This window comes from Shimia sp. (assembly GCF_965227725.1).
Classification (GTDB): domain Bacteria; phylum Pseudomonadota; class Alphaproteobacteria; order Rhodobacterales; family Rhodobacteraceae; genus Shimia.
The window spans coordinates 233,741-259,384 of record NZ_CBDDGH010000005.1 but is presented as its reverse complement, the minus strand read 5'-3'; the positions used below and the strand labels follow the sequence as shown (position 1 = coordinate 259,384).

The following is a 25,644-nucleotide window of genomic DNA, read 5'->3' as shown; positions in this document are numbered from 1 at the left end:
CTGCGGCTCAGAGGCTCACGTGCAAAAGAAAGGGCGCCGCAGCATTGCGACGCCTCAAACTGTTCAGACAACATACCCAAGCACGACAACCGCAAGCTATGTCTGTCGGGGTGACGGGATCAGGTCTCAGCCGCCCATTTCAGACAGCCGCGCCACATAGCGCGCCAGCGTGTCGATTTCAAGGTTGATCAGATCGCCCTCTTTCGCGTCACCCCAGGTGGTGACCTCTTTGGTGTGCGGAATGATGTTCACCCCAAAGGTGCAGCCATCGACCTCATTCACGGTCAGCGAGGTGCCATTGAGCGCCACAGAGCCTTTCGGGGCAATGAACTTCGCCAAAGCCTCCGGCGCTTCAAAGGTGAACCGCGTGCTGTCCCCTTCATCGGTCATCTTCACGATCTTGGCCACACCATCCACATGACCGGACACAATATGCCCGCCAAGCTCGTCCCCCACCTTCAGCGCGCGTTCAAGGTTCACACGGCGACCAGCTTCCCATGCCGCCAGATTGGTCTTGGAGACGGTTTCACCGCTGATTTCCACATCATACCAGCCTTCGCCCATGGCGATGACTGTCAGGCACACACCGTCGCTTGCGATCGACGCGCCCATTTCAATGCTGCTGGTGTCATAGGCCGTGCTGATGCGCGCGCGCAGATCGCCCCGCTGTTCCAATTCCGCAATTTTGCCAACGTCGGTGATGATTCCGGTAAACACGAGCCGCTCCAATCCAATCCGGTGATTTGCGTTAGACCTAAGCCGCAGCGCGCGCCAAGACAAGCCATGGTAGGCGTCAGGACGGCCAACAGAGCCACAAGCAGCCCCCTCTGGACCATAATTTTGCCACGCAGAAAGGGTAACATTTGCTTAAATTCCGGCGTATAGGGTTGGCGACTATGAAGAATACCACCGGCACAGATAGGACTTTCCTGTTCTTACAGGGACCGCACGGCCCGTTTTTTGCGGCGCTTGGGCGGATGCTGCGCCGGTCCGGTGCGCGGGTCTGGCGTGTCGGCTTCAACGCCGGGGATCATGCCTTCTGGCCCGCCCGCAAAAGCTACATTCCCTATCGCGACACGCTGGAAAACTGGCCGGACACCTTTGAGCGCCTTCTGGCGGAGAAAGGCATCACCGATATTGTGCTTTATGGGGACACCCGCCCCATCCATGCCCGTGCGGTGGAGATCGCCAAACGCGCCGGTGTGCAGGTGCATGTCTTTGAAGAGGGCTATCTGCGCCCCTATTGGGTGACCTATGAGCGTGGCGGCTCCAACGGCAACTCGCGCCTGATGGACATGACCATCCCCGAGATGGAGCGCGCGCTGGAGCTGTCGGATATGGAGGCCCCGCTGCCCCCGGCCCATTGGGGCGACACCCGTCAGCATGTGTTTTACGGCGCGCTCTATCATTGGTTTGTGATGTTCACGAACCAGCGTTACCGCAATTTCCGCCCGCATCGGGCGCTGCCGGTCACGCGGGAATTCCGCCTCTATCTTCAACGCCTTCTGATGATGCCCGCCCATGCGCTTGAGCGCCGCATTGCCACGCTGCGCATCCGCATTGGCGGCTTCCCCTACCATCTGGCGTTGCTGCAGCTGGAACATGACAGCAGCTTTCAGTCCCATTCCCCGTTTGACAGCATGACAGACTTCCTGTCGCTGGTGATTGAGAATTTTGCCGCTGGCGCGCCGCAGCACCATCATCTGGTGTTCAAGGCCCATCCGCTTGAGGACGGCCGCGTGCCCCTACGGCGGGAGATTCGCAAACTTGCCCGGCAGCACAATGTTGAGGACCGCGTGCATTATGTGCGCGGCGGCAAACTGGCCCAGTTGCTCAATGATGCGCGCTCTGCCGTCACCGTGAATTCGACAGCCGCGCAGCAGGTGCTCTGGCGCGGCATTCCTCTCAAAGCCTTTGGCAGCGCGGTCTATGACCAGCCCGAGTTTGTCAGCAAACAACCGCTGACCGACTTCTTCGCCGGTGCCAGCCGCCCGGACAACCGCGCCTATAAAACCTATCGCCGCTACCTGCTGGAAACCAGTCAGGTGCCCGGCGGATTTTACTCTGCCCGCGCACGTCGACAACTGCTCCGGCAGGTCGTCGATATGATGCTTTCTCCTGACGATCCCTACAATGCGCTCGCCTCCGGCACAGCGGCACCGCGGCAACAGTTGCGGCTGGTGACGAAGTAACCACTAAGTCTAGCGCTGGATTTTTGGTTTCTATTTCGATAAGTTGTCGAAAAAACCTGAGGCAGAAAAATATAAGGTCGAGGAGACCGAGCAGTGAAAGTCTTTGCTACCCGTATGGGGAAATGCGCCACAATGGTCGCGGTCGCGGCGCTTGTGGCTTCTTGCAGTTTGGTGCCACGGTCCGGCCCAAACAAGAAAGAAATCTTCGCCGGTTCCGTACAGCGTGAGGGTGACGCCTTCATCGTTGAGGTCAATGACCGCGTGTCCCGCGCAACCGCCATTGTTCCCGCACTGGGATTCTCTGACAGTTTCCAGAACGCAGACCGGCTTGGTTCTGACACCATCCGCCCCGGCGATGTGCTGGCGCTGACAATCTGGGAAAACGTCGACAAACCGCTTTTGGGCCCTGAAGGCCAGGTCGCGGCGATCCTTGAAGAGGTGCAGGTCGACGGCGCAGGCTTCATTTTTGTGCCTTACGCCGGTCGCATCCGCGCTGCGGGCAACACGCCTGAGGGCATCCGCCGCATCATCTCATCCAAGCTCGAAGAGCAGACCCCGGATCCGCAGGTCGAAGTGCGCCGCGCCGCAGGTGATGGTGCCACCGTCTCCCTTGTGGGCGCTGTAGGGGCGCAGGGTGTTTACCCGATCGAGCGTCCAACCCGCACGCTGTCCACCATGCTGGCGCAGGCTGGCGGTGTGACCATCGTGCCCGAAATTGCCCAGATCACCATCCTGCGCGGCAGCGCCAGCGGGCAGATCTGGTTCCAGGATCTCTATGATGATCCAAGCCTTGATATCGCCCTGCGCGGCGGAGACCGCATTCTGGTCGAAGAAGACACCCGCGCCTTCACGGCTCTCGGCGCGACCGGCACACAAAGCCGCGTGAATTTCTTCTCCAAGGATCTTTCCGCCATCGAAGCGCTGGCGCAAGTTGGCGGCCTCACCCCGACCAACAGTGACCCGACCGGCGTCTTTGTCTTCCGCAACGAAGAAGACGTGATCGCCAACAGCGTGCTGGGCCGTCAGGATCTGAACGGTGCGCAGCGCATGGTCTATGTGCTGGATCTGACCAAGCCCAACGGCATGTTTATGGCACGGGATTTTGTCATCCGCGACGGCGACACACTCTATGTCACCGAAGCGCCGATCACCACTTGGGACAAAACCATCTCCGCGATCACAGGCACCCTGTCTTCGGCTGACACGCTCAGCAGCCTCGGCAGCCTAGGCGGCTAACTGTGCGCAACACATATGAAAACGAAGCCGCCGGGAGCAGTGCACCCCGGCGGCTTTTTGCATTCAACGGCGGTTTTTTCTTTCAAAAGCGCCTGCGCCGCATTCTGAGCCTTGCGGGCTACAGCCTGCATCTGGGCCGCCCTACTGAAGACGACCTCATCGCGATCTGGGGCAACAGCCCAACCGCCCACCGTGGCCTTGCCATGGCGGAACGCACCGGAGCGCCTTGTCTTTATGTGGAGGATGCCTTCCTGCGCTCCCTCTTTCCCGGGCGCATCGCCAAAGAGCCGCCCATGGGCCTGTTGATTGATGAAACGGTCCCGCATTTTGACCCTTCCGAGCCATCTGATCTGGAAAAGCTGCTCAAACACCATCCGCTGGATGACACCGTGCTGCTGGACCGCGCGCGGGGTGCGATCGCCCGCATGAAAGAAAGCCATCTCACCAAATATGCCGCCGTAGACGACACCCTGCGCCCCCCAGATCCCGGATATGTGCTGGTGATCGATCAAACACGGGATGACGCGGCTGTGGTGGCCAGCGGTGCCAATCAAGCGCGCTTTCAGGAGATGCTCATTCTTGCGCAGGAGGAAAACCCCGGCGCGCGCATCCTGATCAAAACCCATCCGGAAACCAAACAAGGCGCGCGGGCGGGATACTACAGCCAGGATCACATCACCGACCGGGTCAGCCTCTGTGACGCGGCTCATAGCCCGTGGTCCCTGCTGGATGGCGCGATTGCGGTCTATACCGTGTCGTCCCAGATGGGATTTGAAGCCATCCTCGCGGGCCACAAGCCGCGCGTCTTTGGCCAGCCGTTCTATGCCGGATGGGATCTGACCGACGATGAGTTTCCGCTCTATCGCCGCCAGCGCCGCCTGACCCGCGCGCAGCTCTTCGCGGCGGCCATGATCCTCTATCCCACATGGTACAATCCCTGCACAGATGAACTATGTGAGTTGGAAGACACGCTGGAGCAACTCGCCGCGCAAACCCGCGCATGGCGGGAGGACCGACAGGGCTGGAACGGCCATGCCATGCGCCTTTGGAAACGCAAGCCGCTGCAACGCTTCTTTGGCCAGCACAAAGCCATGGTGTTTGAGCGCAGATCCTCAGAGGCCCGCGATATGGTCTGGGCCAGCAAGGACGGGCCGGAGGGCGCGGTGCGGCTGGAGGACGGCTTCCTGCGCTCCCGCGGGCTGGGTGCTGAACTGGTGCCGCCGCTCTCGCTGGTCTGTGATGATCTGGGCATCTATTACGATCCCACACAGGAAAGTCGCCTTGAGCGCCTGATTGCTGCGCGGGAAACCCTGCGTCCGGATCAGGAGCGCCGCGCGCGGACGCTGATCAAGGCCATACGCTCTGCACAGGTGAGCAAATATAACCTCGGCGGCGCGCAGCCTGCCCTGCCAGAGGGCCATCGGATCCTTGTGCCCGGACAGGTCGAAGACGACGCTTCTATTCTCAAGGGGGCAAATGGCGAGGTGCGCCGCAATCTCGACCTGTTGCGCGCCGCCCGCGCGGCCCATTCTGAGGCGCAGATCCTCTTCAAACCCCACCCTGATGTGGAGGCCGGATTGCGCACGGGGCGTGTGGACCCTGAAGAGGCCGCCGCGCTTGCCGATATGGTGCTGGATCACGCGGATATGGCCTATCTTCTGGACAATGTGCAGGAGGTCTGGACCATGACCTCCCTCACCGGCTTTGAGGCGCTCCTGCGCGGCTGCAAGGTCACCACCCTTGGCAGCCCGTTTTATGCCGGATGGGGCCTGACCACCGATTTGGGCAGCCCCCCTGCCCGCCGCCGCGCAGAGCCGAGCCTTGAAGGGCTGGTTCATGCAGCGCTGATCGACTATCCGCGCTATCGCGACCCGGTCAGCGACCTGCCCTGTACGGCGGAAACCGCCTTGCTGCGCCTCTCAAGCGGAGACATCCCGCATCCGGGTTTGGGCAATCGGCTGCTGTCAAAACTGCAGGGGCGGTTTGCCAGCTATCAGGCGCTTTGGCGACGCTGAGGAGAAGAGAGCGTCAGAGGTTGTAGCGCGGGTTGCGCTGCGCCTCGACACGGTGCCAGGTGCACATCATGTCATGGCCCACCGCGCGGTGAGACACCAGATCAAAGCGCGGGGCCTCCGCGAGCCGTGCCAGCCCCATGGCCCCAATCGCGGGATGACCTTCAGCGCCGATTACCGCGCCTGCAGAGAAGGTGATCAACTCATCCACCATATCCGCGGCCAGCAGCGAGCCCGCCAGCGCACCGCCGCCTTCACAGAACACCCGCGTGATGCCGCGCTTGCCTAAGGCCTGAAGCACCGCCGTTGGCGACAGCTGAACGCCTTCAAGCGCGCAAGGCAGAAGCTCCGCGCCAATATCGCGCCAAGTCTGCATCAGCGCAGGATCAGCGTCCTCGCCATGAGCGATCCAAACCGGAATATCCTTGGCCGTGCGGGCCAGAGTGCTCATCAACGGCAGGTCCAGACGGCGCGACACCACCACACGCACAGGCTGGCGTGAGACGCCAAGATCCCGCACCGTGAGCGAAGGATCATCCGCCCGCGCAGTGCCGCCGCCAACCATCACCGCATCATGGCGCATCCGCATCCCATGCACGGCACGACGGCTTTCAGCGCCGGTGATCCACTTGCTTTCCCCCGATGCGGTGGCAATGCGCCCATCCAGCGTGGTGGCAAGCTTCAGCGTCAGGAACGGACGCCCCAGATCGGTCTTGAGGAAAAAGCCCTGCAGGTCGCGCGCCGCCTCATCAGCCAGCACGCCCATGGTGATCTCAATGCCCGCCTCCCGCAGCATGGCAATCCCACGGCCAGAGACCCGCGCATCACTGTCTTCAACAGCAATCACCACCCGCACCACGCCCGCCGCAATCAGCGCCTCGGCACAGGGTGGGGTCTGACCATGATGAGAGCACGGCTCAAGCGTGACATAGACCGTCGCGCCGCGGGCCGCCTCGCCAGCCTGCGCCAGCGCAACAGGCTCCGCATGAGGGCGGCCACCGGGTTGGGTCCAGCCCCGGCCCACAACACGCCCATCCTTCACAATGACACAGCCCACCGCAGGGTTGGGCCAGCACACACCTTGACCGCGCCGACCCAAACTCAGGGCCAGCGCCATGTAACGGCGATCAGTCACAATTATTCCTCAGGAGCAGGATCGGGACGCAGTTCGCTTACAAATTTATCAAAGTCGTCAGCGGCCTGGAAGTTCTTATAGACGCTGGCAAAGCGCACATAGGCCACCGTGTCGATCCGCGCGAGCGCTTCCATGACAATTTCGCCAATGGTTTTGGAGGGGATATCCGTCTCCCCCATGCTCTCCAGACGCCGCACAATGCCGGAAATCATCTGATCAATGCGCTCTGGCTCGACCGGACGTTTCTGCATGGAAATGCGGATCGAGCGCTCCAGCTTGTCGCGGTCAAAGTCTTCGCGACGGCCGTTGGATTTCACCACGACCAGATCGCGCAGCTGCACCCGCTCATAGGTGGTGAACCGCCCCCCGCAAGCCGGGCAAAAGCGACGCCGACGGATCGACACATGATCCTCCGCTGGGCGCGAATCTTTCACCTGAGTGTCGATATTTCCACAAAACGGACAGCGCATAGACTTCCCCTTGTATCAGCTGCTTTGGGCCTCACCTTTGCGCCATGTCCCGACGCTAGGGCGTTTTTTTAACTTATCCACAGCTACTATAGGGGAGCTACAATTCTTTGGGTAGAGGCAAAAGCGCGCCCCTATATCGGCCATAGGGGGAAAAGGCTTTTTTCTTTCCCGCTGCATCTCTTACGTCACTGTGTTATACAGGGACCTGAGGCAAGAGAGCTGATCCAATCATGCACTGAAATGCGCCGTCACACGTCTGCTGTGCGGCGCATTTCTATGTTCAAAGAGATAGATCCCCTGCCAGGTGCCCAACGCGGGCACCCCGCTACTCACAGGAATGGACAGCGACACGGGCATCATCGCCGCTTTGATATGCGCGGGCATATCATCCGGCCCCTCATAGGTATGGGTCAGGTATGACATCGACGGATCGCTGGTCGGCGGCACAAGACGGTGAAAAAACGCCTGAAGATCGCTCTGCACTTCAGGGTCGGCGTTTTCCTGTATGAGCAGGCTACAGGAGGTGTGGCGGACAAATAGCGTAAGAAGACCTTGCTCTGCCTCAGCCCCAAGCGCCGCAACCCAGCGCGTCACATCCCGCGTAAATTCATAAAGTCCCGGGCCACGGGTTGTGATCTGAAACTCGGTTTGCGGCATGCTCAGCCCCCTTATGCGTGACACGCAGATTGCCCCGCGCATGGGCGGACTTCAATCAATCATCCGAGCTAGTCGCCAGATCCTGGCAGCTCTGCCGCGCCCGGCCAACGGTTGCTGCGGCCCCAAGCTCCGGCCCCCAGGCGGCTGAACGCCCTGTGGCGCCTTGCGTCTGCGCGGGCGGCTTGAGCGAAAACTGTGCCGCATCCGGTGTTTTCGCAGTGACACCCGGTCCTGCGCCGCCCACCACATAAACCAGTGCCGTGTCAGGGGCATCCAGCGCGCGCCGCGCGTAGTTGCCAGCCCCACACCAAAAATCCGACGCCCGGCCGGCCGGGCGCGCCAGAACCTCAAACACGTCTTCATTGACCGGATTCACCCGCACGCCATTGCGGGTAACAAAAGCGCTGGACCCTGTGCCCTCACAGGCCATCAGCGCCAGCGGCAGAGCAAACTTAAAACCACGCATCACACATACCTTCGCACCCCGTTGGGGTCGTTCTCAAACGACACATCCTTTAGAAGGAAACATCAAATTGCGTGCGGTTGCAACGGGAGCGCGCATCCCCGACAAATCGGGATTGGCCAAGCCTTGGCCCCCAACGGCTGTCACGCCCGGTGGCCCCCTCGACCTGCGCGGCAGGCTTCAGCGCGAACTGCGCCGCACTCGGTGCGTCCATTGTCATCGCCCGACCTGCCCCGCCTACGACATAGACTTTGGCGTTGGGAGGTGCACCAAGCGCACGATGGGCATATTCACCAGCCCCGCACCAGAATTGGTTCTTCTCATTGCCGGGGCGTGCGATCACTTCAAACACATCCCCGTTCACCGGGTTCACACGTGTGCCGCCCGAGGTCACAAAGCCGCCGTCACCCAGTTCGGCACATCCGGCCAAAATCACCAGTGACGTCAAAACCCGTTTGAACATGTCGGCATCCTTTCATGCAGCTGCTGCACCGTCTTAACGCAAGCATGACGTGCATCAAGCCCAATGCGACAACACCATCAGCTGCCATCGCACAGATAAGACGCCCTGTGTGCGGTTAGTTTGAGAAGGTATCGATGCCGCGAACACAGCGATAGCGCGCATCGCCAACAAATTCATCTTCGCCGAGATCTGGCCCCCAAGTGCTCTGACGACCCGTCGCGCCGCTGGCTTGCCCCGGAGGCAAAAGCGAGAACTGCATCGCATTGGGTGAGTTGACCACAGTGCCCGGGCCGGCTTCGCCAACCACATAAATGCGCGCATTGGCAGGCGCGCCCAAGACGTGGGCGGCGTATTCACCCGCCCCGCACCAGAACTGATTGATCTCATTGCCCGGACGCGCGGTCACCTCAAACACATCCTGGTTCACCGAATAAACCCGGGCGCCGTTGGACACCAGAAAGGCACCATCGCTGCCCGTTGTTGTTGCTTCACATGCCGCCAAAGCGGCCACCATCACTAAAGAAAAACGTTTCATTTTCATACTCTGCGTGCAACGCCCATCCTCTATGGCAGGCCCTGACAATTTAGTCGTTAACCCTAAAAGTTAAAAGACCGCCGGCAAACACCGACGGTCACATCATTTTTTTCAGTCTTCATTGAACAAAACCGCAAAACCTAAGCGCGGGTCGTCAGAACAGGTGGTCCCCCATCTGATCGATCATCTGCTTGGCCTTATTGACCGACGCCTCTTTCGCCTCATTGAGATCCCGGATCACATCGGCTCGAATAAGTGTGTGCGTCTTGGCTTCGCCGTTCACCGTTTTGTCGATGCGCGCAGAGATCCGGTACTGACCGCCCTCTTCAATTGGCAGCGGCGTAATCGCAAACCCTTTGTAGTCCACCTGTTGCGGCGGCTCTTCGGGCTTTGCTCCGCCACCGCCGCCAAACAGGGTCTTCCAGAACGACACGGCTTACTGATCCAGGAAGGAGCGCAGTTTGCGCGAGCGGCTCGGGTGCTTCAGCTTGCGCAGCGCCTTTGCCTCGATCTGACGGATACGCTCGCGGGTCACGCTGAACTGCTGGCCCACTTCTTCCAGCGTGTGGTCGGTGTTCATGCCGATGCCAAAGCGCATCCGCAGGACACGTTCCTCACGCGGAGTGAGGCTTGCCAGCACGCGGGTTGTGGTTTCCTTGAGGTTCTCCTGAATGGCGCTGTCCAGAGGCAGCACGGCATTCTTGTCCTCGATGAAATCACCCAGCTGGCTGTCTTCTTCATCCCCGATCGGGGTTTCCAGAGAGATCGGCTCCTTGGCGATCTTCATCACCTTACGGACCTTCTCAAGCGGCATCTGCAGCTTCTCGGCCAGTTCCTCCGGGGTTGGCTCGCGGCCAATCTCGTGCAGCATCTGACGGGAGGTCCGCACCAGCTTGTTGATCGTTTCGATCATATGCACCGGAATACGGATGGTACGCGCCTGATCCGCGATGGAGCGGGTGATCGCCTGACGGATCCACCATGTGGCATAAGTCGAGAACTTATAGCCGCGGCGGTATTCGAACTTGTCCACCGCCTTCATCAGGCCGATGTTGCCTTCCTGAATGAGGTCAAGGAACTGCAGGCCACGGTTGGTGTATTTCTTGGCAATCGAGATCACCAGACGCAGGTTTGCCTCGACCATTTCTTTCTTGGCCTGACGCGCCTCTTTCTCACCTTTTTGCACCTGCTGAACGATGCGGCGGAATTCGGAGATATCCAGACCAACGTACTGGCCCACCTGAGCCATGTCGTTGCGCAGCTCCATGACCTTGTCAGAGGAGCGCTCCATGAACATCTGCCAGCCACGGCCGGACTTTTCAGACATGTCCTCAAGCCAGGTCGGATCGAGCTCGCGGCCACGGTAGGCTTCAATGAACTCGCGACGGTTGATGCGCGCCTGGTCCGCCAGCTTCACCATGGAGCTGTCGATCTGCATCACACGGCGGTTGATGCCGTAGAGCTGGTCAATCAGCGCTTCAATACGGTTGTTGTGCAGGTGAAGCTCGTTCACCAGCAGCACGATTTCCGCACGCAGCTTCTGATAGGTGTCTTCGTCCGCCTCAGAGAAAGAGCCATCTTCGTTCAGGGTCGCGGAGATACGCGCGTCCTGCATGTCGCTCAGCTGGGCAAAGTCACGGGCGATGATGTCCAGCGTTTCCAGAACGCGAGGCTTCAGGGCCGCTTCCATCGCCGCAAGCGACATGTTGGCCTGTTCGTCCTCGTCATCATCATCGTCTTTGGCAATCGGGTTGCCGTCCGCATCCAGCTCCTGCTCCGCTTCCTGTTTCGGCGCAGTGGTCACATTGGCGGCTTCAGCGACGGGCGCGGCATCGTCCTCGTCGTCATCGTCGCCCATCTGGTTGCCGAAGGTGGTTTCCAGATCGATCACATCGCGCAGCAGAATGTCTTCGGACAGAAGTTCGTCGCGCCAGATGGTGATCGCTTGGAAGGTCAGCGGGCTTTCACACAGCCCGGCAATCATCGTGTTGCGGCCAGCCTCGATGCGCTTGGCAATCGCGATCTCACCTTCGCGGCTCAGCAGCTCAACAGAGCCCATCTCGCGCAGGTACATGCGGACGGGGTCGTCCGTGCGGTCGAGCTTTTCGTTGCCGCCACTGGCAAGCGCCACGCCACGGTTGGCCGAAGAGGTGTCCACAACAGCGGTGGATTTCGCCTCTTCTTCTTCGGCTTCCTCATCCTCGATGATGTTGATGCCCATTTCAGACAGCATCGACATCACGTCTTCGATCTGCTCAGAGCTCACCTGATCGGGCGGCAGAACCTGGTTCAGCTGATCGTAGGTGATGTAGCCCTTCTCCCGGGCCTCGGCGATCATCTTCTTGACGGCGGCCTGGCTCATATCGAGCGAGATTTCGGCGTCCTGATCGGCGGGCTTCTGGTCGTCGGTGTCCTTGGCGGCCATTAAGTGCTCCTGCAAGTTCGGGCTGAAGGTGATTCGCTAGCGTCGAATCAACCGTTACACGGGGTGATTCGCAACCCCACAAAGCCCGTTTTCTTCATCTGTTGCTCACAAGGTAGAATCGACACCCGACTCGCGCGGAAATTATCCGCGTCGAGGTGGCTTCCCGCCCCGTGAAAAATCAATGTTTTCAGCCAGCGCATCCAGCGCCGCGCGTTCCTCTCTGTCGATCGGTGCGCCATTGGCTCCAACCGCATAATCGCCGCCTTCTTCGTCCTGACTTGAGATTTTGGCCTTATTGCTGTCCTCTGCGGCCTGTCCCAATCGCCACGTTACAGTTTCATCTGTCAAAGAATGCGCTTCTTCTTCCGCCTCTGCGATCTCCTGCCGTAAGCCACGTTCAGCTTTCAACTTGTTGAGTTCTTCTCTCAAGGTTTTGCGCGCAAGCGCTGTGTCGCCGGCACGAAGAACTGCAGGGGTAATCGCCACATGGGGTTGGCGCAGCAGGTTTTCAACCGCCTCCGGGCCAAGATATCCCTCAATATTGGCGCGCGGGTCCGGCGTGTTGGCAAATTGCATCAGCGCATCGCGCATCCGGGCGTTGTCCTGATCCAAACAATCCATGCTCTCGATCTCATATTCGAAATCATCCAGCATCTCAGGTGTCATCAGGGCCACCGCCAGCACCACGGCCTCGCGCACACGCTGTTCCACAGCGCCTTCGCTGGCGGCCAGCATCGACACTTTGGTGCGCGCCTGTACCGTCGGCTGCGCGTTCCAGCGCCCGCGTTGAAAACCGCCACGCTTGCCGCCGCCTGCACCGCCGCCGCGCTGAGGGCGGAAGAGCTGAAAGCGCAGTTCTTTGATCGCATCGCCATAATGGCTGCGGATCGACGGGTCCTGAATCAGCTTGATCTTCTCGCGCAGTGTCTTGTCGAGCGCCGCTTTGCGCTCCGGGCTGTCAAAAATCTTGCCCTCGATTTCGCGCTGCCAGAGCAGGTTGACCATAGGCATGGCCCCATCCAGCACCTTCTGCACCGCGCTCGCCCCTTTGGCCCGGATCAGATCATCCGGATCCTGCCCCTCAGGCATAATCGCGAACCGCAGGCTCTTACCTGCCTCAAGCAGCGGCAGCGCCAGATCAATCACCCGCATCGCGGCACGCAGACCCGCCTTGTCGCCATCCAGCGCAATGATCGGCTCATCAGAGATGCGCCACAAAAGCTGCAGCTGGTTCTCGGTCACTGCGGTGCCAAGCGGCGCGACAGACGCGCCAAACCCTGCCTCACTGAGGGCGATCACATCCATGTAGCCTTCCGCCACAATCAACGCCTGCCCTTTGCCAGCGGCCTCGCGCGCGGGGCCGTGGTTGTAGAGGCTACGCCCCTTGTCAAACAGCTCGGTTTCAGGCGAGTTCAGATATTTGGCATTGTCATTGGGGTCCATCGCGCGGCCGCCAAAGGCGATGCATTTGCCGCGCGCATCCCGAATGGGAAACATGATCCGATTGCGGAAGGTGTCATAAGGCTTGCCGCCCTTGGTTGAGGGTTTGGCAAGCCCGGCACCAAGCATCAGATCCGGCGCGACGCCTTTGCCGGTCAGATGATCCCACAGCCCCTGCCAGCCCTCCGGCGCAAAACCGATGCCAAACCGGTCGCGCGCTTCTTGAGACAGCCCGCGCCCATCCAGATAGGCCCGCGCCGCACCGCCTGCGCCGGTATTAAGCATCAGACGGAAATGCTGCGTGGCCATCTCCATGACCTCAGCAAGCTGCGTGCGCCGATCCGCCTTTTGCTGGGCTTGCGGATCACGTTTGGGCATCTGCATCCCGGCCTCTTCGGCCAGAATTTCCACCGCTTCCATAAAGCTGACGTTTTCCGTCTCGGTGACAAACTTCAGCGCGTCACCCTTGGCGTGGCAACCAAAGCAATAGTAGTAGCCTTTGCGATCATCCACATGAAAAGACGCCGTTTTTTCATGGTGAAACGGGCACGGCGCCCACATGTCGCCTTTGCCCTGATTGGATTTGCGCTGATCCCAAATAACCTTGCGCCCCACCACTTGGGTGATGGAGGTACGGCTGCGCAGTTCATCGAGGAATCCGGGTGGCAAAGACATGGGTCAGATCACATCAGACAGAGGGTCAGTTGGAAACGGACTTCTGCAATTCCTGTATCTGATCCCAATTGTCCAGACACTGCTGCTCAATCTGTGCGCCCAAATCGATCTTTTTGAGATCGCGCCGCTTCGCCTCATAGACAATCGGGGCAAACTGCGGGATCGCCACATTGTAGCTTTCTGGCCAGCTCGGGTTGTTAGCCTTCAGATGCTCCTGCAGGTCGCGCTCTTTCACGCGGTCCAGACGGGCCTCCTGAATGGCTGTCATCACCGCGCCCTGATAGCCGCAGACCTCTTCTTTGTTGTCTGCCGCAAAGGCCGCTGTTCCCATCATCGGGCCCAACGCCGCAAATGCCAAAATATACCGGACCATCCCCACTCTCCTGAATCACTTCTGATCCGGAGAGATTACCCCCGTGCTCCCAAGCTTTCCATCGCTGTTATGAGCTCGTGAACAAGGGTTTTGGCCATCGAGCGGAACGCCATGATCTGAAAGCTGCTGTCGCCCATCCGTGTGATCGACACGGTCATATGCCCCAAAAGCGTGCGTACAGTGTGCCCGCGCTTAAAGCTCTGGGGGCGCAGGTCCACCGGGACAAGCCGCGCCAGCACATCGGCACCCTGCTCTCCTTCCAGCCTCACAACCGCCCAGGCGTCGCTCTGATCGGTCACCGCCGCGAGCCCGCTCAGATCCGCCGCCAGCGCAGGCCCCATCAGAAAGGCCTGCCCGCACCCGCTCCAGATCAACCGCTCGCCGGCCCGTCCCGTGCTGCGGTTGGGCTTGGGAAAGCTCAGCTTGTGGGTCTCCATAAGCGCCTCATCAACCGCTGCCGCCTGCCCGTCCAGTGGCGCAATCAAGGTGATATGCCCTGTCTCAGCCTCTTCAATGCGCATGTCGCCAACCCGTTTGGGCAGCAGGCCTTCACAGGCGGTTTTTGCTTTCAACTCAATCACGCAACCGCCCTCCGTCAGCATCAAAAAACACCGGATCACAGACCTTACAGCGCGCCGTCACGCCCCGCAGATGATCCACCATCACCACCTCCTCACCATGACGCGCCCGCCCATTGCGCAAAAACGCCAACCCAAGGAAGCTTTCCAGCGTCGGCGAATAGCCCACCGAGGTGGTGTAGCCCTGCTCGTTTTCGCGCACAGGCTCCGCCTCAGGCGCAAACAGATGCGCCCCCGCCGTCAACTGCTTCACCGGCCCCACCGGCATCAGGCCAACCAGCTGTTCACGCTCCTCGCCCCAAAGCCCGGGCCGCTCGCTCATGGTTTTGCCGATGCAGTCTTTCTTCTGGCTCACCATGCGCTCCATGCCGATGTCAAAGGCCGTGACCCGCCCGTGAATTTCCGCATGGGTGATAAAGCCCTTTTCGATGCGCAGCACATTCAGCGCTTCCATGCCGTAGGCCCCGCCGCCCAGCGCCTCGGCTTGTGTCAGGAGCGCGTCAAACAGGCTGGCCCCATAGCGCGCGGGCACTGCGATTTCATAGGCATGCTCCCCGCTGAAGGAGATCCGGAACAATCGCGCATCAACCCCGCCAATCGGCACAGAACCGCAGGCCATGAAGGGGAAATCGCTCTCCTCCAACGGCGCATCCAGCACCTCATTCAGCAACGCGCGCGCCTTTGGTCCGGCCACCGCAAACTGTGCCCATTGCTCTGTGGCGCTGATCATCGCGAGATCCAGCTCAGGCCGCAGACATTGGTGCACATATTCCAGATGGCGCATCACCGTGCCCGCAGCTGCGGTCGTGGTGGTGATCACATAGTGGTTTTCCCCCATGCGCGCGCAGGTGCCGTCATCCATCACGGTGCCGTCTTCTCGCAGCATCAGCCCATAGCGCACGCGCCCCGGCTTCAATGTGCTCATGGTGTTGGTGTAGACAAAATCCAAAAACGCAGCTGCATCAGGGCCTTGCACGTCGATCTTGCCCAATGTGGAGACATCGCAGATGCCCACCGTGTTGCGCACCATGGTGACCTCGCGATTACAGCTTTCGCGCCACTTCACCTCTCCGGCGGTTGGGAAATAGCTTGGACGATACCAAAGCCCCGCCTCAATCATTGGCGCCTTGGCCGCGACGCTGGCCGCATGGCTGGTGGTGAAACGCTCCGGCGCAAAACCTTTGCCCTGCGCCCCTGCCCCCATGGCTGCAATCGTCACCGGCACAAAGGGCGGGCGGTAGGTGGTGGTTCCGGTTTCGGGAATGCCCCGCCCGGTCACATCCGCCAGAATGGCAAGTGCGCCGATGTTGGAATTCTTGCCCTGATCAGGTGCCATGCCCTGCGTGGTGTAGCGCTTCATATGTTCAACCGACTGGAAATTCTCTTTAGCCGCCTGTTTCACATCCTTCACGGTCACATCGTTCTGAAAATCGAGCCAGGCGCGTCCGCTGCCTGCAACGGCCCAATGGGCCTTCAGCGCGTAGGGGTCATCTTCTGCCTCAGGTGTTGCCACCTCAGAGGCATCAAGCCCAAGTTCCGCCAGCACATCACGCGCCGCTGCCGCGCCTTCTGTCAGCGCGCCATGGGTCGAAAATGTCCCCTGACAGGCCCCGGCTGTGCGCAGTCCCGGGATCGCCCCGGGCACCGGCACAAAGCTCTCGATCTGGCGGCTCCATTCCGGCCGCCCGTTCATGTGACAGGTCAGATGCAGCGTCGGGTTCCAGCCACCGGACACTGCCAGACAATCGGTGCGAATTTTTTCCTCACCGCTCACTGTGCGATAGGTGATGCTTTCCAGCGCCCGCCGACCACCCGCGTTGCAGACCTCAGCCCCCGGGATCACGCGATAGCCCTCTCCTTCCGGCCCGTCATGGCGCGTGTCCAGCACCGCCGCCACATGCGCCCCGGCGCGGATCAGATCGCGTGCGGTGCGGTGGCCATTGTCGTTGTTGGTGAAGAGGGTGATCGCCTTGCCCGGCGCCACGCCATAGCGGTGCAAATAGGTGCGCACCGCCGCCGCGCCCATAATGCCGGGGCGGTCGTTGTTGCGAAAGGCGATGGGCCGCTCAATCGCTCCGGCACAGAGCACGGCCCCTTTGGCCACGATCCGCCAGAAACATTCGCGGGGTTTGTCGCTGCGCGCAGGCCCGTCCACGATCCGCTCCAACGCACCGTATGTGCCTTGGTCATAAGCGCCCGTCACCGTGGTGCGTGTCATCAGCCGCACGTTGGGCATCGCCGCCAGCTCCGCCACCGCCTCTGCAGCCCAATCAGCCCCCGGCATGCCGCCGACCTCTTCGTCCTCACCGTTGAGCCGCCCGCCCATGCGCATATCTTCATCCGCAAGGATCACATCAGCCCCCGCGCGCCCTGCGGTCAGCGCCGCCATCAAACCCGCTGGCCCCGCGCCAATCACCAGCACATCGCAGAACGCATAGGCTTTCTCATAGCGCTCTTCACAGTTCCGCCCACTCAGCGCGCCAAGCCCTGCCGCGCGGCGGATCATCGGCTCATAAAGCCGCTCCCAAAAGGCGCGTGGCCACATGAAGGTCTTATAGTAGAACCCCGCGCCCAGAAACGGTGCGGCCAGATCATTCACGGAGAGCAGATCCAGCCCCAGCGTCGGCCAGCGGTTCTGACTGAAAATCTCCAGCCCCTGCCGCACCGGAATCATTGTGGCGCGCAGATTGGGCTCCTGCCGGGAGCCACGCCCCAAAGTGACCAGCGCATTTGCCTCCTCAGAGCCCGCCCCCATAATCCCACGCGGCCGGTGATATTTAAAAGAGCGCGCCACCAGCTTGATATCATTGGCCAAAAGCGCCGAGGCCACGGTATCGCCCTCAAAGCCGCTGACCGGTGCGCCGTCAAACTGAAAGGTGACCGGCTTGTCGCGGTTGATCTGCCCCTTGCCCGCTATCCTCATGCCTCCGCCTCCTCTTGGAGCGCCTGTTTGGCGTCGCGGGCCAGCGTCACATCATAAATCTCATGGGTGATGGTGTTGCGCCGCACCACAAGCCACGCCCCACAGCCCGCCTCATGCTGCCACAGATCGCGGGTCTCCCCCGCCGGGTTGTCGCGGTTGTGCAGATAGTCATCCCACACCTCATCGCTGGCCTCTGGCGACGGCCGCTGGAGCGCCACCGCATCCCCCAAATAGTAAAACTCGCGACGGTCACGCGCGCCACACGCTGGACATGTCACTCTCATTTGCTGTCCCCCGTATCGCTTGGGCCCTCTTGCGGCGGCACCCCGTCACGCACCAGCAGTGCACGCACGCCCGCACATTGGCGTGCATCAGCGCGGTAGAGTTTGTATTTGACCGCTTGGTCCGGCTTCTCCGCCAAATCTGCCGCGCCACCACAGCTGCCGGTTTGGCCAACCATAAAGTAATTTGTCTGGATGGTGATGGCGTCGCCTGTGTCCCGTACGACTTGGAAACGGCCTCCGTCACAATCGACCACGCAGGTCGGACCACCTTCAAACTCATAGCACAATGTTGATTGATCCAGCACCTGCCCCGCATGGCGCGTGCCTGCCACATGGCCTTGCGCGGCAAACCCAACCTGCACCATAGCAGATTTGTTTTCGAACTGATTTTGGTAAAACCAAAGCTGCATCCAATCCACAACCTGCTGGGGTTGCGATGCCAGATGCGCGTCTGAATAGTCACGCACATAACAGCCCTCAGGCAGCTCATCCGCCAATGCAGGTCCAGCCAAAAGCGCAGCGGTCAGAGCCATCGTTTTCATTGCAGTCTTCATTGCTGCCCCCTCAGTCTCAAAATATTTCAGTGCAAATTGTGCTGAGAGCCTGTGCCCTCTTCGTCCATAATCCCAACACCGGTGCGGAAGCGATCGAGCCGGAACTTTGCCGCCACCTCATGGTGCTGATCCGTGGCCATCAGATGCGCCATGCACCAGCCAGAGGCCGGCACCGCCTTGAAGCCACCGTAGTTCCAGCCGCAGTCGACATAGAGCCCCTCAATGCCCTCCATCTTGTCGATGATCGGAGAGCCATCCGGCGTCATATCCATGATCCCGCCCCAGCTGCGCAGCACTTTGGCTTTGCCGATCATCGGCATCAGCGTCATGCCCGCCTCCATGACATGCTCTTTCATCGGCAGATTGCCGCGCGCCGCATAAGAGGCGTAAAAATCGAGATCCCCGCCAAAGACCAAACCGCCTTTGTCGGACTGGCTGATATAGAAATGCCCCATGCCAAAGCTGATCACATGGTTGATCACCGGCTTCAGCCCTTCGGTTACAAAGGCCTGCAGCACATGGCTTTCCACCGGCAGACGCCGCCCCGCCATCGCCGCCACCTGACCAGAGCGTCCCGCCACAATGATCCCCACCTTCTTGGCACGGATCGCGCCGCGCGTGGTCTGCACACCTTTGACAACACCACCTTCGATATCAATGCCGGTGACTTCGCAGTTCTGCACCAGATCGACACCCCGGTCTGATGCGCCCCGTGCATAGCCCCAGGCCACCGCATCGTGGCGCGCGGTGCCGCCGCGCGGATGGTAGAGCCCGCCGTAGATCGGGAACCGCGCCTGTTTGAAATCCAGATAGGGCAGATGTTTGCGCACGCCTTCACGGTCCAGCAGGATCGCATCATCCCCCTGATTGACCATCATATTGCCGCGCCGCACAAAGGCATCGCGCTGCCCGTCACTGTGGAACAGATTGATCAGCCCGCGCTGGGAATGCATCACATTGTAGTTCAGATCTTCTTCCAGCCCTTCCCAGAGCTTCAGGGAGTGGGAGTAGAACTCGCTGTTGCCCTGCAGAAAGTAGTTCGCGCGCACAATCGTGGTGTTGCGCCCCACATTGCCGCCGCCGAGATAGCCTTTCTCAAGCACCGCGACATTGGTCAGGCCATGGTTCTTGGCGAGGTAATAGGCTGTGGACAGCCCGTGCCCACCGCCACCGATGATCACCAGATCATATTCCGGCTTGGGCTCTGCATCCCGCCAATGCGCCTGCCAGCCCTTATTGTCGCGCAAACCTTCCGCGAGCACTTTCAGCCCTGAAAACCGCATGATCCGCCCCCCTGTTTCGTCACATCTCTCTGGCGCACAATACCGCCATCACAAGGCAAGACGTGTCTCTGCGCACACATCCTAAGCCCGCATGAGCGTACCATGCGGCGCAAGATTATTGATTGCAATCAAGGATGTCCTTACTGCGACGTTTCAGAACGCAAGCGACACAGCAATGCCCAGCAATGGCACAGTGTCATAGCTCTCTTTGCGCACCGTGGTACCGGCGGCATTTTCCACCTCCAGCTGCCCGTCAAATTCCGCTCCGGCAAACACCGCAAAGTTCATCGAAGGGCGTGGTTTGTAGTTGAGGCTCACCACCACAGGCACGCTTGTGTCCTCGCCCGCGCCACCGGGTGTCGCACCGCGATCTGACAGCGCAAAGCGATTGCTCTCCCGCCGCGCCGAAAGCGTTACGCCCCAGTCGTCATCCAGCGCATAGCGCAAAGACAGCCCCGGCCCCTGCGAGGCTCCAAGCGTCGGCCCCGTGGTGAGGCTGAACCGGTCAGAGATCTGCCAGTCAAGCAGCAGAGCCGGAAAGACATCGACATCTTCACTGCCCACGCCCTCAAAGGCGCCGATGGCAGGGCCAATCGTCAGCCGGTCATTCAAGGACCAGCTCACACCGGCAAAGGCCCCTGCCGTCACCCCGTCATCCGATCCCGCACCGGTTTCTGCGCGCTCCCGCAGCGTTGGCGCCACAAACCAGTTCATGCCATTGCGGTTGCGCCCTGCAAAGGTCAGCGACAGGCTGTTCTCCCGGATGCGTCCCCAGGGGGCCGCTGTGTCAAAGTCATAATCGGTCTGCCCAAGCGTTGCTGACAGGCCAACACTCAAACCGTCGGCGCGCCTGTTGAACGCCCCAAGCCGCAGATATCCCCGCTCCGCCGAAAACGCGCTGCCGGAGGACAGATCAGAGTCGCCTTGTGAGAGATAAGCACTTTCGAGCTGAAACACCCAACCTTCCGGCGCGGCCGCATTGCCCTGCGCAAACGTCTGAGACGCCAAACAGGCCAAAACGGCAATGGTGCATGTTGCTCGGATCATTTCAGGTCACAGTCTCCATAAGCCCCTAAAAGGGTCTACGCATGGTTCAGTACGAAAGATCAGTCTGCTTGGTGTAGGATAGCACAGTATCGCTAAAATACTAATAAAAGTGATAAATCCTGCGTGAACACAACGAGCGGTGCCTTGGGTATGCCTTCACGGCGTGGCGGATTTGCGCTCTTCTTTGGTCAGCACACGGGGTGTCACCACCGGCGCACCGGCCGTGTCAAACAGCGGGGTCTGCTTCACCTGCCCCCGCATCAAAGCGCTGAAGTGGCGGGCCAGCACCTGAAACCCCGCACGGTTGAACCCGTATTCGCGCAGCCGCTCCGCCCCCATCGGCGCATCCTGCGTGCGCACCACCGCAATCACCTTGCCAATCGCCTTGGAAACCTCAGCGCCCTGCATGGCCGGAACCCAGATCCCGACAAAGGCCAGCTTGGTGTGCGGCAGGCAATTGAACAACGGCGTGTCACAACACCCCGCATACCAGCGCATCAGACCCTTGGGCGAAAGCCGCAAACAGGCCAGATGCTCTTCCCCCTTGGTGATCTGCAAATGCGCAGGGGTGGTCTGGAAAATGTCGCTGCCGCCGCGCGGCAACAACTGCTCTTCTGCGCCCAGCACGCGCGCGGCGGTTTGGCAGTCCGTGCAGTGACATTGCACATGTGAGCCCATACGCGGGCTCACATCTTTGAGCACGGCACCAAACCGGCCGCAGCGGCACCCGATATCCAGATCGACGGGCGCCATGCGCTCAGAGACCTTTGGCGCGGTAGCTGGCGGCCACTTTCTCGATCGAAACAAGATAGGCGGCGGTGCGCAGATCTTCCACGTCGTCCCGAGAATGCCAGACATCCCGCATGGACTGATAGGCGATCCGCATGGTGTCATCCAGACCGGAGCGCACCAGCTCCAGCTCACCCGCCCCGCGCAGATACTTCTGCTTGAAGCCATCGGTGAGCTTATACTGACCGCCCAGCGCGGCACTGATCTGTTCCAACTCATCCACGACAAGCTGGTGACGCGCCTCTTCCTGACGCCGCTGCATCCGGCCAAAGCGGATGTGGCTCAGGTTTTTGACCCACTCAAAGTAGGACACGGTCACACCACCGGCGTTGGCGTACATATCCGGAATGATCACAGTGCCCTTTTTGCGCAGAATGTCATCTGCCCCCGCAGTAATCGGACCGTTGGCGGCCTCGATGATCAGCGGAGCCTTGATGTTGGCCGCGTTCTCAAGGTTGATGACCCCTTCCAGCGCCGCAGGCACCAGAATATCACAGTCTTCCTCAAGGATCGCCGCGCCGTTCTGGGTGTAGCTCGCATCCGGGAAGCCGGACACACCGCCGTGCTTGGACAGCCACTGCTGCACCGCATCCACATCAATGCCATCCGGATTGTGCAGCGCGCCGTCGCGCTCGATGATGCCGATGATCTTGGAACCATCTTCCTCGCTCAGGAATTTGGCGGCGTGATAACCCACGTTGCCAAGCCCCTGCACAATCACGCGCTTGCCATCCAGAGACCCGCTCATACCGGCTTTCTTGACGTCCAGCGGATCGCGGAAGAACTCGCGCAGCGCATATTGCACGCCACGTCCGGTGGCCTCGACCCGGCCCGCGATGCCGCCCGCGTTGAGCGGTTTACCGGTCACACAGGCGCGTGCGTTGATGTCCGTGGTGTTCATGCGGGCATATTGGTCCGCCATCCAGGCCATCTCGCGCTCCCCGGTGCCCATATCCGGAGCCGGAACGTTTTGCGAGGGGTGGATCAGGTCGCGCTTGGCCAGCTCATAGGCGAAACGGCGCGTGATCTGCTCCAGTTCATGTTCGTCATATTTGCGCGGATCAATCCGCAGACCGCCCTTGGAGCCGCCAAACGGCGCTTCCACCAGCGCGCATTTATAGGTCATCAGCGCCGCCAGCGCCTCAACCTCATCCTGATTCACACCCATCGCAAAGCGGATACCGCCCTTCACGGGTTCCATATGCTCGCTGTGAACCGACCGGTAGCCGGTAAACGTCTGGATCTGCCCGCGCAGGCGGACACCAAACCGTACCGTATAGGTCGCGTTGCAGACCCGGATCTTTTCTTCCAAGCCGGGCGGAAGGTCCATCAGAGCCACCGCTCTGTTGAACATCAGGTCGACACTTTCCCGAAAACTCGGTTCTTGTATTGGGCTCATCTTTTTCCTCCCGACAAGCAAACGACTGCGACTCACCGTCACACCAATCGACTTAATCAAGAGTTAGGCGATAAGTCGGCCCGTGACGATAGAGGAATCCATGTCACAGTTGCGTGTCAGGGATGTTTTCAGTTCGGAAACAGAACACCGGTCAGATCAAAGACTGTATCCAAACCCTTACTGAAAAACAAAAAAACCTGCCTCAAGGCCGCATTAACCACCCGTTTAGGCCCCAATTCCGCCCCAATCTGCTTGGATAAGATCCTTGGCGCAAACCGCGACTTCGGTGGGAACTCCATTTTGATGCGTCGATACGAGGTGAGTAATATGAAACAGTTTACAGTCCGCAAACGGCGCACCAAAAGTCCCGGTCCAAGTGCCGGAAATCTGGGGATAATCACCCGTTTCCGCAAAGAGGAAGACGGCGTGATGGTCGGATTCGCCGTTGTGCTGGTCATCATGATGGTGATGATTGGCGGCCTAGGCGCCGACATCATGTTGGCAGAAATGAAACGTACACGTCTGCAGCACACGCTGGACCGCGCCGTTCTGGCGGCCGCCGACATGGATCAGGAACGCGCGCCCGAAGCGGTGGTCGAAGACTACTTTGACAAATCCGGTGTCGAATATGACAGCGTTTCCACATCTTCAGAGATCACGCTGAACCACCGCAAGGTCAGCGCCTCCGCCACCGTGCCCACGGTCCTGCGCAACAGCCAGGTTGGCGCGCGCTTCAAACGGGCCTGGAAAGGCGACGGCGAAGCCAGCGGCTCTTCGGCTGGTGAGGGCTCCGCTGATCAGCTCACCGAAACGACCGACAGCACGCAGGAGATCGGCGAGATCACCGTTTCTGCGACCGGCACCGCGATTGAAAGCATCGGCAACATCGAAATCTCCATGGTTCTCGACGTGTCCGGTTCGATGAACAGCAACAACCGCCTGACCAACCTCAAGATCGCGGCTCAAGAGTTCATCGACACCATGGATGACAACACCGAAGACGGCACATTGTCTGTTTCCATCGTGCCCTACGCAACGCAGGTGTCCATTCCCGACGAAGTCATGGCAGAGCTGAACACCACGGGTGAAAACGCCTATTCCAACTGCGTGAACTTCACCAGCAGCGATTTCAACAACACGGAAATCTCGCCCACGGCCACCTATGAGCGCACCATGCACTTTGACCCATGGTACCGCTATGACAACCGCGATGCGACACCAACACCGGTGAACAGCTTGCCTGTCTGTGAGTTTGACGACCGCCGCGAAGCCATTGTGCTGGAAAGCGACCGCACCACGCTGAAAAACTACATCTCGGCTCTCACCGCCCGCGGCAACACCTCGATCGACGTTGGCATGAAATGGGGCACAGCACTGGTAGATCCATCCTTTGAACCGATTGCGGCCAACCTGATCGAAGGTAGCCACATCTCCGAAGGCTTTGCGGATCGCCCTTATGAATACGGCACCAACGAGTCCTTGAAGGTGGTGGTTCTCATGACCGACGGTCAGAACACCAGCCAATACTATATCAGAGACGACTACCGCTCAGGCGAGTCCAATGTCTGGTACAACGAACAGGAGGATTTCTACTCCGTCTATGTTGGCCAGGATGTGAATGACCAGGACTACGACGGCATCACCTCAGAGCCGCTGTTCTACTGGCCCTCGACCTATGAGTGGAAGAACTGGGCCTATGGTGAAGGCGTCTATGACAAAACCGAAACCAGCTGGGAATGCAGATCCTACTACTGGAACGGTTCTTGCCGTCGCTATCGCCAGGTCACCACGACCGTCACCGTGAACGAGCCGGGCTCTGCAGAAGTCATCACGTACCCTGACCTTTGGGCCTACACGACAAGTTCTTGGATCGCAGAGTATCTGTACCGCCCCTTCATGGGCTCCAACTCGGCCTACAATGACTGGCACTACGGTGTGCGCAGCTCCTTCAAAACGTCCCAGAAAGATGCGCGGACACGCGAAGTCTGTCAGGCGGCCAAAGATGCGGGCATCATCGTCTTCACCATCGGCTTTGAAGCGCCTTCAAACGGTCAGGCCGTGCTGAAAGACTGCGCCAGCTCCGACAGCCACTACTTTGATGTGAACGGTCTGGAAATCCGCAATGCCTTCGCAACCATCGCAACATCTATTCGCCAGTTGAGGTTGACCCAATGATCCGGAGACTTGCAAATCTGCCCCGCGCGTTCCGTCGCGACGAAGACGGCAGCACCACAATTGAATTTGTCATCATGGTGCCCTTCTTCATCGGTCTGTTCCTCTCCTCTGTGGAGCTTGGCCTGATGACCCTGCGCTACTCCTATCTGGAGCGCTCTCTGGATATGGCGGTGCGTGACATCCGCCTCTCCACCGGGTTCACCCCAAGCCATGACGAATTGGTTGCACAGGTCTGTGAACGGGCCTCCATCATTCCAAACTGCGAAAGCAACATGAAACTGGAAATGGTGACCCGTGATCCGCGCAACTATGTGTCGATGGATGAAAACACCATCTGCACCGATCGTTCCGAAGCAACCCAGCCGGTCACCCGGTTTGAAGACGGCGCCGAAAACGATCTGATGGTGCTGCGCGCCTGCGCCAAGGTCACACCTATCTTCCCAACGTCGATGATCGGATCGGCGCTGCACAAAGATGACGCCGGTGATTACGCGCTTGTTGTCATGAACGCCTTTGTTCAGGAGCCTCGTTAAGCC

At 60.0% G+C, this 25,644-nt stretch carries 24 protein-coding genes; 5 read left to right on the top strand and 19 right to left on the bottom strand.

All coding sequences use genetic code 11. The annotated features are described in order from the left end of the window. Positions 1-126: 126 nt before the first annotated feature. Entirely contained in the window at positions 127-717 is a 591-nt protein-coding gene (locus tag ACO07T_RS11515; RefSeq protein WP_422049536.1) for a riboflavin synthase, read from the bottom strand. A gap of 179 nt (positions 718-896) precedes the next feature. On the opposite strand from ACO07T_RS11515, the gene ACO07T_RS11510 reads away from it, so the two are divergent. The 3 genes from ACO07T_RS11510 (at position 897) to ACO07T_RS11500 (ending at position 5,443) form a co-directional block, all read left to right on the top strand. After that, positions 897-2,192 (top strand): capsule biosynthesis protein, encoded by a 1,296-nt coding sequence (locus ACO07T_RS11510; RefSeq protein WP_422049535.1) that lies wholly within the window; start codon positions 897-899, stop codon positions 2,190-2,192. A 132-nt stretch (positions 2,193-2,324) separates the two neighbouring features. Continuing rightward, entirely contained in the window at positions 2,325-3,428 is a 1,104-nt protein-coding gene (locus ACO07T_RS11505; protein ID WP_209062011.1) for a polysaccharide biosynthesis/export family protein, read from the top strand. 2 nt (positions 3,429-3,430) lie between these two features. After that, positions 3,431-5,443 carry a capsular polysaccharide biosynthesis protein gene (locus tag ACO07T_RS11500; protein ID WP_422049534.1) on the top strand — a complete coding sequence of 671 codons (2,013 nt, stop codon included), beginning with the start codon at positions 3,431-3,433 and terminating at the stop codon, positions 5,441-5,443. Between the two features lie 13 nt (positions 5,444-5,456). Here ACO07T_RS11500 and ribD read toward each other — a convergent pair whose 3' ends face one another. The 18 genes from ribD to ACO07T_RS11410 all read right to left on the bottom strand — a co-directional run bounded on the left by ribD (position 5,457) and on the right by ACO07T_RS11410 (position 22,933). Beyond that, entirely contained in the window at positions 5,457-6,581 is a 1,125-nt protein-coding gene (gene ribD / locus ACO07T_RS11495) for a bifunctional diaminohydroxyphosphoribosylaminopyrimidine deaminase/5-amino-6-(5-phosphoribosylamino)uracil reductase RibD (RefSeq protein WP_422050500.1), read from the bottom strand. Continuing rightward, positions 6,578-7,045 carry a transcriptional regulator NrdR gene (nrdR, locus tag ACO07T_RS11490; RefSeq protein ID WP_058240424.1) on the bottom strand — a complete coding sequence of 156 codons (468 nt, stop codon included), beginning with the start codon at positions 7,043-7,045 and terminating at the stop codon, positions 6,578-6,580. Before nrdR ends, ribD begins: the two co-directional genes overlap by 4 nt. 228 nt (positions 7,046-7,273) lie before the next feature. Next, entirely contained in the window at positions 7,274-7,702 is a 429-nt protein-coding gene (locus ACO07T_RS11485; protein ID WP_422049533.1) for a secondary thiamine-phosphate synthase enzyme YjbQ, read from the bottom strand. A gap of 55 nt (positions 7,703-7,757) precedes the next feature. Further along, positions 7,758-8,168, bottom strand: coding sequence for a hypothetical protein (locus ACO07T_RS11480; RefSeq protein WP_422049532.1), 411 nt, complete (start codon positions 8,166-8,168; stop codon positions 7,758-7,760). Between the two features lie 49 nt (positions 8,169-8,217). After that, positions 8,218-8,628 carry a hypothetical protein gene (locus ACO07T_RS11475; protein WP_422049531.1) on the bottom strand — a complete coding sequence of 137 codons (411 nt, stop codon included), beginning with the start codon at positions 8,626-8,628 and terminating at the stop codon, positions 8,218-8,220. A 115-nt stretch (positions 8,629-8,743) separates the two neighbouring features. After that, entirely contained in the window at positions 8,744-9,163 is a 420-nt protein-coding gene (locus tag ACO07T_RS11470; RefSeq protein WP_422049530.1) for a hypothetical protein, read from the bottom strand. A gap of 154 nt (positions 9,164-9,317) precedes the next feature. Then, entirely contained in the window at positions 9,318-9,596 is a 279-nt protein-coding gene (locus tag ACO07T_RS11465) for an HlyU family transcriptional regulator (RefSeq protein ID WP_209060742.1), read from the bottom strand. 3 nt (positions 9,597-9,599) lie between these two features. Then, a complete protein-coding gene (gene rpoD, locus ACO07T_RS11460) occupies positions 9,600-11,588 on the bottom strand; it encodes an RNA polymerase sigma factor RpoD (RefSeq protein WP_422049529.1) in 1,989 nt (662 codons plus the stop codon). A 141-nt stretch (positions 11,589-11,729) separates the two neighbouring features. Next, a complete protein-coding gene (dnaG, locus tag ACO07T_RS11455) occupies positions 11,730-13,703 on the bottom strand; it encodes a DNA primase (RefSeq protein WP_422049528.1) in 1,974 nt (657 codons plus the stop codon). A gap of 25 nt (positions 13,704-13,728) precedes the next feature. Then, positions 13,729-14,076, bottom strand: a complete 348-nt coding sequence (locus ACO07T_RS11450) for a hypothetical protein (protein ID WP_422049527.1) — start codon at positions 14,074-14,076, stop codon at positions 13,729-13,731. Between the two features lie 35 nt (positions 14,077-14,111). Beyond that, positions 14,112-14,657 carry a sarcosine oxidase subunit gamma gene (locus tag ACO07T_RS11445; protein ID WP_422049526.1) on the bottom strand — a complete coding sequence of 182 codons (546 nt, stop codon included), beginning with the start codon at positions 14,655-14,657 and terminating at the stop codon, positions 14,112-14,114. Next, the gene (locus ACO07T_RS11440; protein ID WP_422049525.1) at positions 14,650-17,577 is read right to left on the bottom strand and encodes a sarcosine oxidase subunit alpha family protein; all 2,928 of its coding nucleotides are present in this window, start codon (positions 17,575-17,577) and stop codon (positions 14,650-14,652) included. The genes ACO07T_RS11445 and ACO07T_RS11440 overlap by 8 nt, the downstream gene beginning before the upstream one ends. Next, positions 17,574-17,861, bottom strand: a complete 288-nt coding sequence (locus ACO07T_RS11435) for a sarcosine oxidase subunit delta (RefSeq protein ID WP_422049524.1) — start codon at positions 17,859-17,861, stop codon at positions 17,574-17,576. Before ACO07T_RS11435 ends, ACO07T_RS11440 begins: the two co-directional genes overlap by 4 nt. Then, positions 17,858-18,403 (bottom strand): hypothetical protein, encoded by a 546-nt coding sequence (locus ACO07T_RS11430; protein ID WP_422049523.1) that lies wholly within the window; start codon positions 18,401-18,403, stop codon positions 17,858-17,860. Before ACO07T_RS11430 ends, ACO07T_RS11435 begins: the two co-directional genes overlap by 4 nt. A gap of 38 nt (positions 18,404-18,441) precedes the next feature. Continuing rightward, entirely contained in the window at positions 18,442-19,698 is a 1,257-nt protein-coding gene (locus tag ACO07T_RS11425) for a sarcosine oxidase subunit beta family protein (RefSeq protein ID WP_422049522.1), read from the bottom strand. A 153-nt stretch (positions 19,699-19,851) separates the two neighbouring features. After that, positions 19,852-20,745: a hypothetical protein gene (locus ACO07T_RS11420; protein ID WP_422049521.1), complete on the bottom strand. Its 894-nt coding sequence runs from the start codon at positions 20,743-20,745 to the stop codon at positions 19,852-19,854. A 156-nt stretch (positions 20,746-20,901) separates the two neighbouring features. Next, entirely contained in the window at positions 20,902-21,498 is a 597-nt protein-coding gene (locus ACO07T_RS11415) for a DUF6151 family protein (RefSeq protein ID WP_422049520.1), read from the bottom strand. 4 nt (positions 21,499-21,502) lie between these two features. Further along, positions 21,503-22,933 carry a Glu/Leu/Phe/Val family dehydrogenase gene (locus tag ACO07T_RS11410; RefSeq protein ID WP_422049519.1) on the bottom strand — a complete coding sequence of 477 codons (1,431 nt, stop codon included), beginning with the start codon at positions 22,931-22,933 and terminating at the stop codon, positions 21,503-21,505. A gap of 327 nt (positions 22,934-23,260) precedes the next feature. Between ACO07T_RS11410 and ACO07T_RS11405 the strand changes: the two genes are divergently transcribed. Beyond that, complete coding sequence (locus ACO07T_RS11405) at positions 23,261-25,108, top strand: pilus assembly protein TadG-related protein (protein WP_422049518.1); 1,848 nt, start codon at positions 23,261-23,263, stop codon at positions 25,106-25,108. Then, positions 25,105-25,641 carry a TadE/TadG family type IV pilus assembly protein gene (locus tag ACO07T_RS11400; RefSeq protein ID WP_209060773.1) on the top strand — a complete coding sequence of 179 codons (537 nt, stop codon included), beginning with the start codon at positions 25,105-25,107 and terminating at the stop codon, positions 25,639-25,641. Before ACO07T_RS11405 ends, ACO07T_RS11400 begins: the two co-directional genes overlap by 4 nt. The last annotated feature ends 3 nt before the right edge of the window (positions 25,642-25,644 follow it).

Excerpts from the sequence above, each read along its gene's own strand:
- dnaG (WP_422049528.1), bottom strand. The coding sequence starts at position 13,703 with ATGTCTTTGCCACCCGGATTCCTCGATGAACTGCGCAGCCGTACCTCC.
- ACO07T_RS11405 (WP_422049518.1), top strand. The coding sequence starts at position 23,261 with ATGAAACAGTTTACAGTCCGCAAACGGCGCACCAAAAGTCCCGGTCCA.
- ACO07T_RS11470 (WP_422049530.1), bottom strand. The coding sequence starts at position 9,163 with ATGAAACGTTTTTCTTTAGTGATGGTGGCCGCTTTGGCGGCATGTGAA.
- ACO07T_RS11505 (WP_209062011.1), top strand. The coding sequence starts at position 2,325 with ATGGTCGCGGTCGCGGCGCTTGTGGCTTCTTGCAGTTTGGTGCCACGG.
- ACO07T_RS11430 (WP_422049523.1), bottom strand. The coding sequence starts at position 18,403 with ATGAAAACGATGGCTCTGACCGCTGCGCTTTTGGCTGGACCTGCATTG.
- ACO07T_RS11425 (WP_422049522.1), bottom strand. The coding sequence starts at position 19,698 with ATGCGGTTTTCAGGGCTGAAAGTGCTCGCGGAAGGTTTGCGCGACAAT.
- ACO07T_RS11510 (WP_422049535.1), top strand. The coding sequence starts at position 897 with ATGAAGAATACCACCGGCACAGATAGGACTTTCCTGTTCTTACAGGGA.
- ACO07T_RS11410 (WP_422049519.1), bottom strand. The coding sequence starts at position 22,933 with ATGAGCCCAATACAAGAACCGAGTTTTCGGGAAAGTGTCGACCTGATG.
- ACO07T_RS11475 (WP_422049531.1), bottom strand. The coding sequence starts at position 8,628 with ATGTTCAAACGGGTTTTGACGTCACTGGTGATTTTGGCCGGATGTGCC.
- ACO07T_RS11435 (WP_422049524.1), bottom strand. The coding sequence starts at position 17,861 with ATGAGAGTGACATGTCCAGCGTGTGGCGCGCGTGACCGTCGCGAGTTT.
- ACO07T_RS11440 (WP_422049525.1), bottom strand. The coding sequence starts at position 17,577 with ATGAGGATAGCGGGCAAGGGGCAGATCAACCGCGACAAGCCGGTCACC.
- rpoD (WP_422049529.1), bottom strand. The coding sequence starts at position 11,588 with ATGGCCGCCAAGGACACCGACGACCAGAAGCCCGCCGATCAGGACGCC.
- nrdR (WP_058240424.1), bottom strand. The coding sequence starts at position 7,045 with ATGCGCTGTCCGTTTTGTGGAAATATCGACACTCAGGTGAAAGATTCG.
- ACO07T_RS11420 (WP_422049521.1), bottom strand. The coding sequence starts at position 20,745 with ATGATCCGAGCAACATGCACCATTGCCGTTTTGGCCTGTTTGGCGTCT.
- ACO07T_RS11480 (WP_422049532.1), bottom strand. The coding sequence starts at position 8,168 with ATGCGTGGTTTTAAGTTTGCTCTGCCGCTGGCGCTGATGGCCTGTGAG.
- ACO07T_RS11400 (WP_209060773.1), top strand. The coding sequence starts at position 25,105 with ATGATCCGGAGACTTGCAAATCTGCCCCGCGCGTTCCGTCGCGACGAA.
- ACO07T_RS11485 (WP_422049533.1), bottom strand. The coding sequence starts at position 7,702 with ATGCCGCAAACCGAGTTTCAGATCACAACCCGTGGCCCGGGACTTTAT.
- ACO07T_RS11450 (WP_422049527.1), bottom strand. The coding sequence starts at position 14,076 with ATGGTCCGGTATATTTTGGCATTTGCGGCGTTGGGCCCGATGATGGGA.
- ACO07T_RS11415 (WP_422049520.1), bottom strand. The coding sequence starts at position 21,498 with ATGGCGCCCGTCGATCTGGATATCGGGTGCCGCTGCGGCCGGTTTGGT.